Origin of the sequence: Pedobacter roseus, assembly GCF_014395225.1 — a bacterium.
Lineage (GTDB): Bacteria > Bacteroidota > Bacteroidia > Sphingobacteriales > Sphingobacteriaceae > Pedobacter > Pedobacter roseus.
The window spans coordinates 1055850-1072458 of sequence record NZ_CP060723.1 but is presented as its reverse complement, the minus strand read 5'-3'; the positions used below and the strand labels follow the sequence as shown (position 1 = coordinate 1072458).

Genomic DNA, 16609 nt, shown 5'->3' with positions numbered 1-16609 from the left:
GGAAATATGTTTTGTTTGGATTTAGTTTGTTTCATCAGTCGTTATCAAATTTTGGTCGGTCGTTCTTGAACTGAAAGATAATTTCCCAATCCCCCTCCTCGTAGATCTTGAAATTTAGGGCGAGATAACAATGGAGCAAGGCCGCGCCAAATGCCTGCCTGTCGAATCTGAATACAACCCTTGCTGCGCCACCATCGGTTGCGGTGTATTTGGTAGGATATGCGGTTAAGGGAATAGGGTAAGCCACGTCAAACTTCACTTTGGTGGCATCTTTTACCATATTGAAACCATGTACCAAATTGCCCCAATCGGTTAAAGCGAACTTATTCGGATCGATAACCTGCGCCAGCGTATCTATAAATTTGAAACTGATGCTATGACCTGAATAGCCTGGTAAACCTTTTGGCAGTTTATTAAACACCACGGCTACATCATTCGATGATAAGAACTGATTGGTTCTTGTACCGGTAATAAATAATCCTGCCGGACTAACAGAGGTTGATGTTCCCTGCCCTGTAACCGGATCAAGTGGTGATGGCTCATAAGGACGTTCGCGCAGTGGGCTAAGACGGAAATTCTGAAAATATTTCCTCCCACCGGTGTTCGACATTTCTACATCAAAAACATAACCCGAATCTGGTTGCGCTTTAATCATGTTCGAATTGGCTTCTGCCCACATTAAAAATTCACCGGAATGCGGACGTACTTCAAATAAAGGGTGGTTTTCGATTACGCGTTTGGCCTCAATTTCGGCAAGCGTTTTTTCGGTACCATCATAAGCTGTTTTCCATACTTTAACAGGATAAAGTTTGGTGAGTTCGGGAGCAGGCTCGCCACCAAAAGTGCGCATATTCACAATTTTAAAATCCAAAGGCCTGCTTGAATTGCCGTAGGTAAAATTGTTGGTAAATAAGGTATTTCTACCCAATGTTGGCTGATATAGAAACTGTGTGTACTGGCTATCATTGGCAATAGACAACCTGTTATCCGGTAAATTTTTCTTACACGATACCAATACGAGCATCATGCCTGTTAGCATTATAGCTACACTAAGAAAGTATTTTTTAGTTTTCATCTTCATAAGGCTATTGGTCTAATCTGTATGTAAATTCATCAAACCCAAAATTGTGCAGCGGGGTTAAAATGTTTATGGTTGCATTATTGGTTTTAATGTTAATGGCGTTGGTATTGGTAGTTACCCAGTTGAGCCTGATGGTTGAACCATACATATCGCTATATTCGAGTGTAGTAGCACCCCCACCTACAAAACCAGAGGCATCTGCCTGTAGCGCTTTAACATGCATAGGATAATTAGAAGCTACTGTAGTTACCGAAATTCCATCAACCGTACTGGCATAAACAGAAGAAGTTAGATTGCCCCTTACAATATATTTTGAAAGCATAAAGGCCAGTTCCAACGGATCTGCAGTGCTTAAATAAATAGGTGTTTTTCCTTCCGCTTTTCTGGTTTGGTTCAAATATTTAACCGATGCTGCAAAATTTTCATTTACCGGTGCAAACAGGGTTACTTTCTGATTGGTTAAAGAATCCTTTAAAAAAGGAAAACGGTCCAATACCAAAAGCAGCGAATCAAAAGTGTTTGGTTTCGATCTCAAATAATCCACTGCGGTTCCTTTATAAGTTTGTACCGTATTGGTATAATCGTAATAAGGAGAATCGCTTTTTTTGCAGGCACTTAAATAAATACCCATTACGGCTATCAGCAACAATAGGCTATGCTTATATAATTTCTTTTTCATGATCTTTCGGATTGATTATTGCCAGTATGGATTTTGGGTAACCGACGGATTTGCATTGATTACATCTTGAGAAACTGGCCAGTAAATACCACCTGCACGCTCAAACTGTGTGAATGTAAGCGGCACGCCGTTTTTCTTAATAAAGGTGCCCGTAGCATTTTTAAGTCTATTGTAACGTACAATGTCGTACCATCTCCAGCCTTCGCCCATTAATTCTCTTCTGCGTTCTTCAAAAATGGCATTAACCAAATCTTTGCCCGATGCAGGGTCGTAAGTAACCGTCCCTCTTAAATTCGCTGCTTTATTTAATGCCGAAATGGCTTCATCGCGTTGGCCCAATACCGCACAGGCTTCAGCCCTAAGTAAGGTAATCTCCTCTATACGGCTAAACAGCATGGTTGAACTAAAAAGGGTTAAATTACCAGAAGTTTGAGCCGTGTAAATCACTTTTATTTTGTTAAAAATGGGCTGCTCAGAAGGGAAGTTGTAAAAATAATTTGTACGGTATAAGCCTGTAGCAGGGTTAACGCTAAACCTTAAATCTCCGGGATCAGTAAATATTTTAAGGATACTATCTTTTGGCACAAACATCTCAGGTTGTGTTTTTGGGATAAACGGCGATGCCAGGGTTAACTGCTCAATATGGCCGTTTGCTGTTGATAAACCATTACCTGCCTCGAATGGGAAGCCAACCAATACCGTTGCACGTTTAAAAGCAAATGGACTATAGTAATTTACGTTCTCCGTTAGGGCGTCCATATCTAAATAAACAATCCCGTTAGAACCGCTACCGTTAGATTTGGTGTAGTTATCCAATACAAATTTGGAATAGGTAGCTGCATCCAGGTAATTGCCCTGCCAGGCCGCAATGTGGGCCAAAATAATATAGGCTGATAAGCGGGTAAAAATATTACCGTTCCAGCTTGCCCAGCCTGCGCCATAATAAAGGCCAGGTAAAATAGGGTCATCGCCGCCATATTTAAAAGGTACTACCTGCGCTGCAGCCAATAGTTCGGTTGTAGCAAACTGTAAAACCTTTTCTTTGCTTGATCTAGGTAGTTGCACAAAATCACCATCATGAGATGAAGTTAACAAAGGCACATCTCCCCAGATCCTTACCATGTAGAAATAAGCAAATGCCCTTAATATTCTGGCCTGCGCTACATCTACATTATTGTTTATTGTGGTATAACGCGAATCTAAAGGGATAATCTGCTTAGAGCGTTCGATAAATAAACTCGCTGCATTAACTACGGCATAAAACCTGCGCCAGTTGGTAATCCTGTTAATCACCGGATATTGTGCATTTAACTGCCCTGTAACAATAGATTTTAAATCAGCACGGTTGGTAATCTGAAAATCACCCTGACGTAAATCGCCCATTAACCAATGGGTATTATCTGATACCGTAGCCGAACGCATTAAGCCATATACTGAAAGTAAATTTGCCTTCGCATCTTCAAGGGTTTTCCAGTTGGTTTCTTCGGTGGCTAATCTTGTTGATTGTACATCATCAATTTTCTTACAGGAGAAATTGCCCATACCAACCATGGTTAGTATTAACAAAAGGGTAACCGACCTGTAGATACTAATTTTATAATTAGAATAATTCATATCAATAATGGTATATTTTATAAATCGAGTTTGAAGCCTAAAACAAATGTTCGTGGGATGGTGATATTAGCACCGTCGTATATTCCATTGTAATTGATCAGTTCTGGATCAACTCCCGAAAAATCGGTCAGGGTAAATACGTTTAAGGCTGTAGCATATAAATAAGCTCTCCTGATTTTCCCACCAGCTTTTTTGAATAAACCTGTTTTGCTAAAATCGTATCCCAGGGTAACCGATCTTAATTTCACATAAGAAGCACTTTCTAAAAACAGATCCTGATCCGTACGGTAAGGATCTACCGGGCTCCATGGATTGTAAATCGGATAATTTTTCTCGTTATCGAACGATTGCCAAGAAGAAACTTCTTTAACCGAGTTGATATCGTTTCCGGCCTCGCGGTTTACAAAACCGTAACGGGTTGCCTCGTACTGGTTAATGGCTTTTTGTCCAGCAGCAAAAATGAAATTGAAGTTTAAATCGAAGTTTTTGTAAGCAAGGGTATTGTTCCAGCCACCCACAAACTTTGGTAATCTATCGCCGGTTAATACCTTGTCTTTACTATCGATGCGGTTATCGTTATTGTAATCAACCCATTTCGGATCGCCAGCTTTTAAGGGAATACCATTAAAAGTTCTGCCTGCAGGTACTTCAGCATCGCTGTTATAAATGCCCTGGTTGGTGTATAACCAATAACTGCCTACCGATTTTCCTACCTGTAACTTATTATCGTTCTGATAAATTAATTCATTTAAACCATCAGGCAATGCCGACAGCTTATTCTTATTATAACTCAGGTTCAAACCGGTATTCCAGTTTAAGCCATCACGCTGTTGTAACACCGCGCCGTTAACCAAAAATTCTACCCCTTTATTATTAATATCCATACCCGATTTGTATTGGGTAGAATAACCTGTTTCAACGGCTACAGGTAAACCGATTACGCTGTTTTTATCGTCACGGTTATATACCGTTACCGCAGCATTAACCCGACTGTTTAAAAACGATGCATCTAAAGTTACACTGGTACGATCTGCATAAGGTAAACTGATGTTATAACCAATAAAACCACTGTTGTATGGACGGTTAATACCCAGCAAACCACCATAGCCCGGTATAGTTGGCTCTTCTTCCCATCCATTTTCTGAACGGTACTGTGGCCCTGCAGCAAAACGGTCATCCTGGAAAATCCTCAAAGTTCTGCCCCAGCCTGCACTTAAATGCAATGCATCGATTACTTTATTGTCTTTTAAAAACTGTTGTTTTAAATTCCAGTTGACATTAAATGCTGGTGTAGTTACCCAACGGCTATCTGGCTGACCATTTGAAGCACCATCTCTTCTCAACAATGCACTTAAGGTGAACAGGTTTTTATAAGCATATTTTGCAGAGCCATAAAACGACATTAAATTATTACGCTCCTTATCAATATACCTGAAAACATAAAAATTACCATTGGCCAGTACATTTAAGTAATCAGGATTATCTGCTCCGTCTTTGGTTGGGTTACCATCTACAAAAGTCAGTTTAACATAATCATTAGGACCATTGTAGGCTCTTGCATAATTATATTTATAGGTATCGCCCTGTAAGCTTTGTCCAAGTTCAAAATCTATAACATGATTTTTATTAATATCATATTTATAGCTAATGTTATTGTTAATGGAAACCCTTTGGCTATAACCAAAATAGTTAGAAATATAACTGATGCCTGCCAACAAAGTTGATGGTATAAAGTAATCCCTGATTCCTTCATTGTAATTGAACAAACCTGTGGTAGAGATTACAAACTTATTCACCTTTGCACTTAAGGTTAGGTTTCCGTTTAATACCGTAGAGCGGTTGTTATCTACATTTCTATCATTTTGAGTTAAATATGTAGCATACGAATCTGAATTTGGAGAAAGCGGACTGCTTAAATCCGGAATATAGCGTGTTTCGGCAAAACGATCGCGCAAACTTTTATTCCGGGTACGGTCTAAACGGGCCGTATTAACCGTGCTTGATACCGTAAGCCATTTAAAAGGCGCCATATTGATCCCGAAAAACAAATTGTATCGCTCTAAACCCGTATCATCCGCATTTCCGGCATTTTTTGTACCTGAACCAAAAAACCTAAAATTTGCCCTTTCGGTACCTCCTGTAATACCCAAATCAGCAGAAAAAGTCGGCGTATTCTGATAATACAGATCCGTCCAGTTTGAGGGGCCGAAATAAGCCACATTGGTAGAATCGCGTAAATAAGAAGCCGGACTGCCGGTAGGGTTATATTTTTTATAAAACTGACCTCTGAAATTATTTTCGTAAACCCCGTTAACAGTATTTACCTGTGGAGCGGTTACATAACCAAAATAAGAGTTAAGGCTAATGTCTCTAAGACCTGCCCTGGCATTTTTGGTGGTAATGTAAATTGCTCCATTAGCTGCATTCGGACCAAGTTTCGCTAATTCGAAAGGATCTTTAATTACCGTAATCGATTGTATATTATTAATATCAACCTGTGATAATAAATTGGTGGCAGGCCCAATCCTGTTGTAATCATATTTCTGCACATCGAAAGCAAATGGATTATCGGCCACTAAAGGCACACCATTTAAGTAGATAGCTGGCTGTAAAGCGTAAATATCTTTTTTATTAAATAGTAAGCCCGATGTACCCTGTATAATAATACTTTGCTCGGTTCCAGGTTCTCCGTTTGGTTCCTGTACATAAACCCCAGCCAAATTGCCTTTAATAATCTGCTGTAGCGACAGGTTTGGAACTGGTGCAGACGAACGGATGTTAACCGTATCGCGTACTGTTTTAAATTTTTGCAACGCCCTGATCATTTGTCCAATCGTATCTGTTTTTACGGCGTTAGCGGATAAATCTTTTTTAGATTTTGAGGTATCTTGCTGAAAGGCAAAATAGTTGCTGTTGATCCTCTTAATCAGTGCCTCGTTGGCGTATGAAGATTGAAATCCAAAAACAGATAAAAACAAGGCAAAACAAATGCTTGTGTAAATTTTAACCATTTGATTAGTTTTTGTTTGATTTTTTTGTTTAAAGAAGAAACTCTGTTGCTTAAAAAGTAATTAAGAAATTACCTTCATTTGTTTTTTTTGGGCATAGCAATGCCAGGAGACAAAAAGTAAATTTTTTGAACATACGGATGATATTAGGATGATTAATGTTAATTCACAGTCCAAATAGTCAGAACCATGAACGGTTTAGTTATTGCTTGTTTGTTATTCCTTGGTTAGAGGTTATTTTATTAGTTAATTACTCCTGTGGTTAGCAGGATCTTTTTGCTCGTACACTAAAATAAAATATCGGCTAGTTATGATTTGTTAATGCAAGGTATAGATTAAGAAAACTGGATTTTTATTTTTTTCAACGCAAACGTTTGCCTAAAAAAATGCTTTAATCACTTAATTATAGGCACCTAAGCGATTTTAAAACCTATAAGACTTGTGTATTGATAAGTTTTTACAAAAGCAATATTCTATTATTGCGTACCATGTTTAAAAAAACATTAAAATGACAATTATAGTGATCGCAAAAATTATCCCCATGTAATCAGATTTCACTTGAACATAGATTTTTAAATACAAGCAATAGTTCCGAAAAATGACATTAAAAATTACAGCGCACAAACTAAGCGCAAACGTTTGTTTTTTTTAAAACACACAAAACAGCTAAAAAAATAAAGTATTGATTATCAAAACATTAAAACAAAAAAATCTCTTAATTTTTTTTAAGAGATTGGCTGAAGTAATAAAAAATTGTTTTAGTTTTTTAGCGCAAAATGCTGTTAATCACGGCCTCTGATGCGGCTTCACAAAAGTCGATTCCGGAATAATCGGGGTTATAACCACCAATGTAAGGAACGGCCATTATGTAAATTCTTTTGTTCGGAACACCACTTTTATCGACTACCTGAAAATGATCATTTATCGTAATTCCAGGCACCGTTAAAAAGTAAGTATTGTCCTCCTCTTTGGTTACTAAATCGTTATTCTTCATTTCAGTTTTTCCACTTTCTGCAGATTTAAACTTTAACCTTGCAGGGCTTAACGTTCCGTTATTGATAAGGCTTTTAAATGGGAAATCATTAAAAGAAAGGTGCGGCTGACCGATGCAATCAACAAAGGTATCGAAGTGTTTAACCATTTTTTCGCCGTTTATTTCATAATGATAATCTGCACCGCCAGTTTTTAAAGGTTCTACCTTAGCATCATCTCCAACAGCAACAATACTCAATACGCCGGCTTCGTGTAAGGCCAACAGTTCCCTGCACGAGCTTTGGGGTACAAACGCAATTACAATAGAAATTAAGGGCATTAATACTTTTTGAAGCCTTTCCATATCTTCTGCTGAAAGATATTTTGCCGGATAATTCATCGCAAAACTTAAAACAGCCAAAGCTTCTTTCCAATAAATGGATTTTCTCTTTTCAATTGATTTTTCGGCCTCATCATATTCTTTTTTAAATAATTCAAAGGGTTCCATCTTTTCCCTGTAGCCCATCATGGCCGCTACAAAAGCTTCGAGGTCCATATCTTTGATCTGCTCATAAAAAGCAGGATCTTTTTTAATAAATATTTCTTTGAAATTCTTCTCAAACACAAAATCTAAAGGTAAAAAACCTCCATTCTCGGCTATACTTTCATGAATTTCGGTCTTGCTCAATGTTTCATCTTTCCCCAGGTGCGAATCTTCTAAATGAAACCTGATGGCCGGCAACAAACCGCTCCGCGAGTGCATCACTATTTTAAAACCCTCGCTCGCCAATTGGTAGGAATAAGTTCCATCCTCATTGTCTTCAAACTTTCCATTTTCCCTGGCTAATGTTCTCAGGGCATCTATTGCCGTTAACGACGAACCCATAATGCCCACAGTATGGTTTAGTTTTAACTCAAGTTTTTTGGGAGGATATGGCGAATCGAAGTAATTTGGGATACGGCCTTCATATTTCTTTGGCCAATTGTGCCCCGTACAGATTACAAGCTGATCAAAATAGGATTTATCTTCATTTTGAACACATACTGCTACTTTATTATCTGCTGGTAAATCGATAATATCTTCTACCACACAGTTTAAATGAACATGGGTTTTAATGCCTTTTTTTTCTGCAGCTTTTTTTAATAAATTGAACTGGGCAGAAAGATACTCGCCGAAAAATAACCTCGGCAACACCTTATATTCATTAAATTTCTCCTCATCAATGTTAAACTTTTTTAAAATCGATTTTGGTGCAATTTTTACCCAATCTTCAATAGAATTATAGATAATGGGGATTTCATTATCTGATACATTTGTAATATGCTCTACATTTGCCCCCTCAGCACTGTATGGCATACCCGCACCGAGGTAATCCTTACGTTCGAATATGCTGATTTCAAAATCAGTGCTTTCAGACTCTGTTAACCTTTTATACATAAAAAGACCACTTGGTCCGCCGCCGATGATGGCAATTTTCTTTGTTGCTGTGTTAGTATCCATTTATAGTTGTATAATCTTAAAAAATGGAAATTGTTTTGTATATGTAGAATAAGTCCGAAAGTCGGAAGTTAGAGGTCCGAAGATCATGTTGCGGATGAATAGCCACTTAAATTATGGAAAATGTAAGACGGATGATGGAATTGATTAACACTTGTGCATTGTGAGGCCAATACTCTTTCGCGGTTGTCATCCTGAGCGTAATCGAAGGATCTTTTTAAGATCAAACACCGGGATTATACTAAGGAAAGCTGCTTCAACTCTGTCCCTCTGTTAGTTTAAAAAATGAGAAAAATAACAAATCCCAAGAACCTATTTTGATTAATGCTGTTAAAAGATGAGTGAGTTTTTTATTAATGATTAAATTTTAAATGATGGAATGCTGGGATGTATCAATAATCAATTGAACCAATGACCAATGTACCAATGACCAATATACCAATGACCAATGTACCAACGACCAATGAACTAATATACTAATGAACGATTTAAAACTATATATGATTTTACTGGGCTCGAAAGCCCCGAAACGAAATGTAGAGCAGCACGACTATTTTTTCGGCATTGCGCATTCACTTAAAGATCTCGTACCCGAAATTAAAGCATTTTGGCCCGGAACAGGTACAAGCCTGCATATTGATGGCTGGCGGGAAGTAACCAAGGTTGATGATTACGGAATCAGCATAAAATTAAGGGACGAGCATACGCCGCCATCATTACATAAATTGTTCTTTATCAACCTTGGGGGCTATTTATCCAACAAATTATACGAACAGCACCATATTGTACTATCGGTACATGATGAAAGGGCCAAAGCCATACAGGATGCCAAGAAAACGGTTTTTTTTAAAACCAATTCTTTAAAAGGCGCCAATTCGCACATCGACGAAAAATATGGCATCGATGTAGATGATATATATAAAATTGAGGACATTTTAAGTGAAGAGGCGAAACAGAAATACCACATTGAAATAAAACCATCTTCAGGATTACCTGAAGATGAGATTCATTTAGGCTATTTTAAGCTGGATAAACTTTAAGCGATTATTTTTTAACAAGGCTTTTTAACCAAACCACCAGATCATAGGCAGCTTTATCGTTTTCGAAACCCATTTCTTTTGGCAAACGGCCATTTACATATTCATCGTACAACCATGGATCGGCAATGGCAATTACATTTCCTTTTCCAAACCTGGTAGTGGCAATAACTGTTGCACCCGCCGCATTTTTCAATACCGGTTTTGCACCGTTTTTGGTATCGATTGAGCATACATCTTTCATGAATATTTTTTTGGCCGTTTTAAACACCGGATTATTTTTAATCACGATGCCACCATCTTCAAAATGTGCATCATCAATTACGTGGTTCTGCATCTCGTTGGTAAAATGCATACCGAATACATTGGCAAGTTTATTAAAATGTGGCAATTCAACATTCGCACTATCGTTGGCAAACATGACCAATACCCCACCCTGCTTTACCCATGTAGAAATTGCAGCAATGTGCTCAGCCTCTATGTAATTCGGTTTAGGATTTTCTTTCGGACGATCGGGATCTACAATTAAGTAAACATCACTTCCTTTTAAATTAGCCAATGTTGGTGCTGTTTCAAGCGAATCCAATTTAAATCCTTCTTTTTTAAATACATTACCGAAAATAGAAAAACCACTAATTGCCTGCTCGTTCCACAGGTAATGAAAACGCACTTCTTTACCCTGTTTATCTTTACGGGTTTCGCGGTTAAAGAAATAATCTAAAGTAACGGTTTGTGCGCTTGCCAAAATAGACGAGCAGATTAAAAAAGAAAGCATACAAACTCTAAAAAGCATTTTCATAATATATATGGTTAAATTGTAAGTTGAGCGGTTACCCAAAAGTATAAAATTTAACCATAATCAAATTATTGTAATCAAGTTAAAGAGGCTCCATTTGCGATAAAACTTACTCAATATCAAACTAAATTGATTTACCATAATAAAAAAAATACGCTGGCACAGTTAAAATCGATTGAACAAGGTTTAGAGCCAATGCAGGTAATCCTGCTCTCCATCATTTTTTTTCTTGTTTACCTTAAACCGTCTTCTGTATAAGGCCACCAAAAAGAAAGCAATTATCAGAATGCTAGCCACTATCTGACCTATACTTTCTAAATCGAGATCGAACATATCATTTATTTTATAGGTTTAACCATTAATTTACCCGTACCTGTTCTCCTTTTGCTGTTATCGCCACCTGGCTGCTTGCCATAAATCCCTGAGGGATTTTGGGTTCTATCCAGGTAGATTTTGGAGGCAAAAACTCAGCATTTTCGGCAGCGGTAATAAAAGCATCTGCCGTCATCGGAAAAAGCGAAAAACCAATTGAAGTTTCATTATAGTTCAACGCTGAAAGAAATTCAGACCATTTGCAATCCGGATAGCAGACTAATCTTTCATCTTCCTTCGGGTTATTGATACCCAGCACGGCCGATAGGATTTTATCCTGCAAAATCACCGTATCTGGCACTACGGATAATGCCATAGAAGCCTGATTTAAATCCAGCTGATACCATTCGTCTTTAAAATAAAAACCTAACCTATTCTTCTGATCAGGTTTATAAGGGTTGTTATTGGAGATTTTTGAGATATCATAATACTCTTTCAGTTTTTCCATCAACAGCACCTCAGAAATATCCACACCCGAAACTACTCGATGAAAGGCACCTATCGAAATTACATCGGCAGAAACAAACAACGAACTAATCTGCTGGGGAGTACTTTTCTGCAGCGAACAGGCTGCTTCCAGGCGATGATGACCATCTGCAAGGTAAACCGCCTGAAGTTTCATAAATTCATCTGTAAATTTTGCAATCACATCTTCTTCAAATACCTGATAAAGAAAATGTTCCATCTGCGACCATTCGCTTGCTAAAGGCTTGCGTGTACGCACTACATAATCAATCAGGGCATCTAAGGTTTTGTCTTTTTTATGAACCAATAAAATGGGTGATTTTTGCAGCTCCTTATTTTTACGGTCTATTTTAAGCGATTCTACTTTCGACGATACCGTTTCTTCGTGCCTTTTTATTGCATTTAAAGGCGTTTGAGAAAGATCAATAGCGGCCCAGATTCCCCTCATTTTGCCAAACTCCCCACAGAACTCATAAACATATATAGCAGGCCGGTCATCTAAAGCACATCCAAATAAATGAAGCAGGTCTTCAAAAGAAAGCTGCTCATTTTTATGCCCCTTACCGTTTACCTGATCAGAAATCATCAGATCAAATATTTCTTTGCCTGGCTGTAATGCTTTTAATGGCGAGATTTTTATCATCGTTTAACGGATTATTCTAGTTCAAGAACTGTTTTATCACTGTATATTTTTTCAAAAGTGGCCATGGCATTTACCAATACTTCAACACTCGATAACGGGAGCGCGTTGTAAAGTGAAGCCCTAAATCCGCCAACTGTTCTATAGCCTCTTATACCTACAATGCCCTGATCTGCCGCAAACTTTAAGAATCCGGCCTCTACATCCTTATTAACAGCTAAATAAGTAACATTCATCCGCGAGCGGTGTGCAACATCAGCTGTACCGTAAAAAAGTGGATTCCGGTCTATTTCGGCATATAATAGTTTTGCTTTTTCTATATTCCTTTGCTCTATCCCGCTTACCCCGCCCTGATCTTTAAGCCACAATAAATTGAGCATGGCTACATAAATAGAAAAAACCGGTGGTGTATTGTACATGCTCATGTTATCACGGAATATCCTATAATCCATCATTGACGGGATTTCTTTTTTTGCCCGATTTAGGAATTCATTTTTAGCAATAACGAGTGTCATCCCAGCTGGTCCCATATTCTTTTGGGCACCCGCATAAATAAGGTCAAAATCGTTAACATCAATCTTTCTGGAAAAAATATCTGACGACATATCGCATATCACCGGAACACCTGTAGCAGAAAAATCAAATACCTCTGTTCCCTCGATGGTATTGTTTGAAGTATAATGGATATAAGCAGATGCCTTATCAAGGTTAAACTGATCGGGGATATAAGCATAATTTTTATCTTTCGATGAAGCTACTACCTCTACTTCACCAAATAACCTGGCTTCTTTAATCGCTTTCTGCGCAAAATACCCGGTATCAAGGTAAGAAGCTTTTTTCCCTGCGCTCAAAAAATTCATTGGAACCATCGCAAATTGTGTACTCGCCCCACCCTGTAAAAAAAGCACGGAATAGTGATCAGGAACAGATAATAACTCGCGGACTAAAAGCTGGGTTTTAAGTACCACATCTTCAAACTCTGGCGATCGGTGTGAAACTTCTAATATGGATAAACCCATTCCGCCCCAATTGATTACCGACTGAGCAGCTTGTTCCATTACAGATGACGGCAATATGCATGGGCCGGCACCGAAGTTGTGTTTTTTAGGCATGAGAAAAATAATATTCGGTTAAATTAATTACTATGTAAAGATCAGTAGTTAAGCAAATTATACGGCAACAACCATTTTTTTTGATAAAAATTATTTTTTAACAAACCCTAAACATCCTAAAAATTTGGTTTAGCATATCAGGAAAATAAGTTGACAGAATATAATTTTTATTTGCAGTCCAAATTTTTCACTATTATTGTAAAATATACACTAAGTACATTTTTATTTAACGATCATAAATTAACTCAAATATACCTTATTTTAACCATTTTTAGGCTTTACAAAAGCGAACAAAATAGAAACAATTATACACTAAGTATTTTACATGCAACCTCAAAAAGTTGATCAGACCGACATCGAAATCCTAAATCTTTTACAACGCGACGGATTATTAACCTATAAAGAAGTTTCGGGCAAGCTTAGAAAAAGCATGACCCATATTGTAGAGCGCATTAAAAAACTGCGGACAAATGGCTACATCAAATCAACGGTTGCCATTGTAGATATTGATAAACTGAGGTCACATTTTATCGCCTTTCCGCACATTCAGCTTACCATGCACTCAGAAGATATTGTTAGGGCATTCAAGGCCGAAATGGAAAAATACCCTGAAGTGATGGAATGTTACCACCTCACTGGTCATTTCGATTTTATGCTTAAAGTGGCCATGCCTGATATGGTTTCTTATAATAATTTCCTCAGAGATAATATAGGCGCATTGGCTTACGTAGGAAATATACAGAGTTTTTTGGTACTGAATCAGTCAAAGGCAGAAACAGCCTATGCATTGTAGCGGCTTAACTAATTAATTGTTTAAACAGGTGAATCGACTCCAAATTCAAAATAGCTGCCTACCCTCCTATATCAAGTTTGAAGTGATCCAATAAACCTGCAAGATTAGCCGAAGAAAATTTAGCTTTTTTCATATTATTCAATGCCGGATCGATTGAAAAATGCTGTGCTGTACGAAAATCCGTTTTCTCTAAAATGGTTCGGTTAAACGATGTAGCGGTGAGGTCGCAGTTACTAAAAACTGCCAGAGATAAATCTGCAGACTCGAAATCGACTTCCCTTAACGAGCAGTTTATAAATGCTGTTTTTCTCAGTTTGGCGCCATAAAAAGTAGAATAATCTAAAATGCAGCCCCGAAAAGAAAAAGAAAACATAAATTTATTACAGGTAGAAAAATCAATCCCCAGGATTTTGCAATCGGTGAAGGTAATATTGCTAAAACCTGTACCTACAACCTGCGTGAGCGAAAAATTACACTGGCTAAACTGGCAGTCAACAAAATCATTATGGCTCAGTTCACTTTTAGAAAAATCACATCTTACAAATTCGCATTTTATAAATTCCCGCTTTTGTAACTGTTTACCAGCATAGTTGATATCAATAAAAGTTTTATGCTGATGAACTGTTGTTTGTGTTGTGTCTGGCATTTTAATGTGATGCTGATTTAGAAAAAACATTCAATACCACTACTCCGGCAACAATCAAACTAATACCTATAATAGCTGGAAGATCCAATTTATTATTAAAAACCACAACAGATATAATGGCTGTTAAAACAATGCCTAATCCGCCCCATATAGCATAAGCAGTACCCAATGGGATCGATTTTAAGGTAATGGACAGAAAATAGAAACAAAGCAGATAAGCCACAACAGTAATAGCCGATGGAATGAGTTTAGTAAACTGATTGCTGGCATTTAAAAAGCTCGAACCAATTACCTCTGAGATAATAGCCAGGGCCAGGAAAATATATTTCATACTTAAAGTTTTATAAGTGTTTCTAAAATCTGTTGCTTTTTTTGATCGCTGATATCATAAAGTCCAAGGTTATCCGAATACCATAAACCATCTGCAACCAACATCACAATAAGGTGTTTTATGCCTTGCTCGCTATTATCGCCATTACCAATGTGCAACCTAAACCAATCATCCCATGTTTTACGGTAATCTACATTAAAAAGAACAACCTGCGTAACAATTTTCATCGTCCTTCTGTAAAACAGATCGTTACTTTTATCAATGATAAAACGTAAATAAGCCAGGCTTCCAACTTCATTAACCGAAGATTTTTTTTCTTCCATAATCCACTCGGTAAGCTCGGCAAGGCTCTGATCCATCAATTCTTTAAGCAGCTCCTCTTTGTTCCTAAAATGGTGGATAATACCGCCTTTGCTTAATCCGGTTTTATCGGCAATAGCCTGAAAGGTAACCAGGTGCCAATCTTTTGCCCCGATCTCCGCAGCCGCAGCTAAGATGAGCTGTTTGCTTACTTCAGGCTCCTTTTTTCTTTTATAGGGATTTTCCATTACACAAAGATACCGAACGTATGGTTTGTTTACAGGTTATGATTATATTTGCAGTGCAAAATTTACAAATCAATTCAAAAATATGGCTACGTACATTACCATAATCTCTACCGTTCTCGAAAATGCCAGCGATAAAAGTCTTGTGGCCCTAGCCATTGCAGGATTTGATGGTGTTTCTGAATGGTCTATCGATCTGGAAGACATCGATAAGGTAATACGGATTGTTTCAGTGCGGGACATCAGTTCGGAATGTTGCGAAAAACTGGCGCTATTTGGTATAAAAGCAACGGTGATGCAGGTTTTTGATGATCGTTATCACCTGATGTAGTAGACTAACCTGTCAGGTACCATCTGACAGCACGAAAAAGCTAACTGTTTATCCCCATGGCATACAATATAATGTTTACGCCGAATTTGGTATTATCCTCTGCTAAAAAACGTTTGTTCCTGAAATCGTAATCCCATTCGCAGCCATAATCTTTATTGCTGTACAATACCCCTATCCGGTTGTTAATGGTAATGGCTTTCAGGTAATCGTGCACCAGATCATCGCCCCAGCCGTTTAATTCAAAGGAAGTGGTAGGCGGCCCTTTCTCAAATTTGAAAAAGGAATTGTAAATACCATGGTTATTGGGAATCTTTTTCAATGCCTGCGGCCCAAACAGGTTGCTCATTTGCGTTTCGAAAGAACGGGCAAATAAACCATCAATATCATGGTTGCAATCGTCAACAAAAACGAAGCCCCCGTTATGCACATAGGTTTTAAAGTTTATGGCTTCCTGCTGGCTAAACTGCACCAGTTTATGTCCGCTTAAATAACAAAAGGGATATTTAAATAAATCGCGACTGCTCAGTTCTACTATCTTTTCTTCTTCATCCAATGGAATGGTGGTATACTCCAGAAGAGAATTTAAGAGATTAGAAGGCATGCGTTGATCGGTATCCCAGTCGCCCGAATTATATTTTAACCTCGCAAATGTAAATTTAGCTCTTTGCATCACCCTAAAATTACCTTCA

At 37.9% G+C, this 16609-nt stretch carries 16 protein-coding genes; 3 read left to right on the top strand and 13 right to left on the bottom strand.

Annotated elements, in window-relative coordinates:
- Positions 1-34 precede the first annotated feature (34 nt).
- The 5 genes from H9L23_RS04930 to H9L23_RS04910 form a co-directional block, all read right to left on the bottom strand.
- A complete protein-coding gene (locus tag H9L23_RS04930) occupies positions 35-1075 on the bottom strand; it encodes a DUF5007 domain-containing protein (protein ID WP_187593928.1) in 1041 nt (346 codons plus the stop codon).
- 10 nt (positions 1076-1085) lie between these two features.
- Positions 1086-1760, bottom strand: coding sequence for a hypothetical protein (locus H9L23_RS04925; protein WP_187593927.1), 675 nt, complete (start codon positions 1758-1760; stop codon positions 1086-1088).
- A gap of 15 nt (positions 1761-1775) precedes the next feature.
- Positions 1776-3374, bottom strand: a complete 1599-nt coding sequence (locus tag H9L23_RS04920) for a RagB/SusD family nutrient uptake outer membrane protein (RefSeq protein ID WP_187593926.1) — start codon at positions 3372-3374, stop codon at positions 1776-1778.
- 17 nt (positions 3375-3391) lie between these two features.
- Complete coding sequence (locus H9L23_RS04915) at positions 3392-6385, bottom strand: SusC/RagA family TonB-linked outer membrane protein (protein ID WP_187593925.1); 2994 nt, start codon at positions 6383-6385, stop codon at positions 3392-3394.
- A 763-nt stretch (positions 6386-7148) separates the two neighbouring features.
- Positions 7149-8855 carry an FAD/NAD(P)-binding protein gene (locus H9L23_RS04910; protein ID WP_187593924.1) on the bottom strand — a complete coding sequence of 569 codons (1707 nt, stop codon included), beginning with the start codon at positions 8853-8855 and terminating at the stop codon, positions 7149-7151.
- Between the two features lie 476 nt (positions 8856-9331).
- Between H9L23_RS04910 and H9L23_RS04905 the strand changes: the two genes are divergently transcribed.
- On the top strand, positions 9332-9892 hold the full coding sequence (locus H9L23_RS04905) for a DUF1543 domain-containing protein (RefSeq protein ID WP_187593923.1): 561 nt from the start codon (positions 9332-9334) through the stop codon (positions 9890-9892).
- A 4-nt stretch (positions 9893-9896) separates the two neighbouring features.
- Here H9L23_RS04905 and H9L23_RS04900 read toward each other — a convergent pair whose 3' ends face one another.
- From H9L23_RS04900 to serC, 4 genes are all read right to left on the bottom strand, one after another.
- A complete protein-coding gene (locus H9L23_RS04900; RefSeq protein WP_187593922.1) occupies positions 9897-10688 on the bottom strand; it encodes a DUF4350 domain-containing protein in 792 nt (263 codons plus the stop codon).
- A gap of 183 nt (positions 10689-10871) precedes the next feature.
- Entirely contained in the window at positions 10872-11018 is a 147-nt protein-coding gene (locus H9L23_RS04895; protein WP_187593921.1) for a hypothetical protein, read from the bottom strand.
- A gap of 25 nt (positions 11019-11043) precedes the next feature.
- Positions 11044-12165: a DUF1015 family protein gene (locus tag H9L23_RS04890; protein WP_187593920.1), complete on the bottom strand. Its 1122-nt coding sequence runs from the start codon at positions 12163-12165 to the stop codon at positions 11044-11046.
- A gap of 11 nt (positions 12166-12176) precedes the next feature.
- Positions 12177-13274 (bottom strand): 3-phosphoserine/phosphohydroxythreonine transaminase, encoded by a 1098-nt coding sequence (gene serC / locus H9L23_RS04885; protein ID WP_187593919.1) that lies wholly within the window; start codon positions 13272-13274, stop codon positions 12177-12179.
- A 325-nt stretch (positions 13275-13599) separates the two neighbouring features.
- Here serC and H9L23_RS04880 point away from each other — a divergent pair, with 325 nt between their 5' ends.
- Complete coding sequence (locus H9L23_RS04880; protein ID WP_086545325.1) at positions 13600-14067, top strand: Lrp/AsnC family transcriptional regulator; 468 nt, start codon at positions 13600-13602, stop codon at positions 14065-14067.
- Positions 14068-14125: 58 nt separating this feature from the next.
- Here the strand turns inward: H9L23_RS04880 and H9L23_RS04875 are convergent, their stop codons facing one another.
- From H9L23_RS04875 to H9L23_RS04865, 3 genes are read right to left on the bottom strand one after another with little or no spacing between them, the layout of a single operon-like run.
- Positions 14126-14713 (bottom strand): pentapeptide repeat-containing protein, encoded by a 588-nt coding sequence (locus H9L23_RS04875; protein ID WP_187593918.1) that lies wholly within the window; start codon positions 14711-14713, stop codon positions 14126-14128.
- A 1-nt stretch (position 14714) separates the two neighbouring features.
- Positions 14715-15044 (bottom strand): DMT family transporter, encoded by a 330-nt coding sequence (locus H9L23_RS04870; protein WP_187593917.1) that lies wholly within the window; start codon positions 15042-15044, stop codon positions 14715-14717.
- A 2-nt stretch (positions 15045-15046) separates the two neighbouring features.
- Positions 15047-15592, bottom strand: coding sequence for a TetR/AcrR family transcriptional regulator (locus tag H9L23_RS04865; RefSeq protein WP_187593916.1), 546 nt, complete (start codon positions 15590-15592; stop codon positions 15047-15049).
- Positions 15593-15674: 82 nt separating this feature from the next.
- On the opposite strand from H9L23_RS04865, the gene H9L23_RS04860 reads away from it, so the two are divergent.
- Positions 15675-15920 carry a hypothetical protein gene (locus tag H9L23_RS04860; protein ID WP_187593915.1) on the top strand — a complete coding sequence of 82 codons (246 nt, stop codon included), beginning with the start codon at positions 15675-15677 and terminating at the stop codon, positions 15918-15920.
- Positions 15921-15960: 40 nt separating this feature from the next.
- On the opposite strand, the gene H9L23_RS04855 is transcribed toward H9L23_RS04860, so the two are convergent.
- Positions 15961-16590 carry a DUF4159 domain-containing protein gene (locus H9L23_RS04855; RefSeq protein ID WP_025143015.1) on the bottom strand — a complete coding sequence of 210 codons (630 nt, stop codon included), beginning with the start codon at positions 16588-16590 and terminating at the stop codon, positions 15961-15963.
- Positions 16591-16609: the final 19 nt, after the last annotated feature.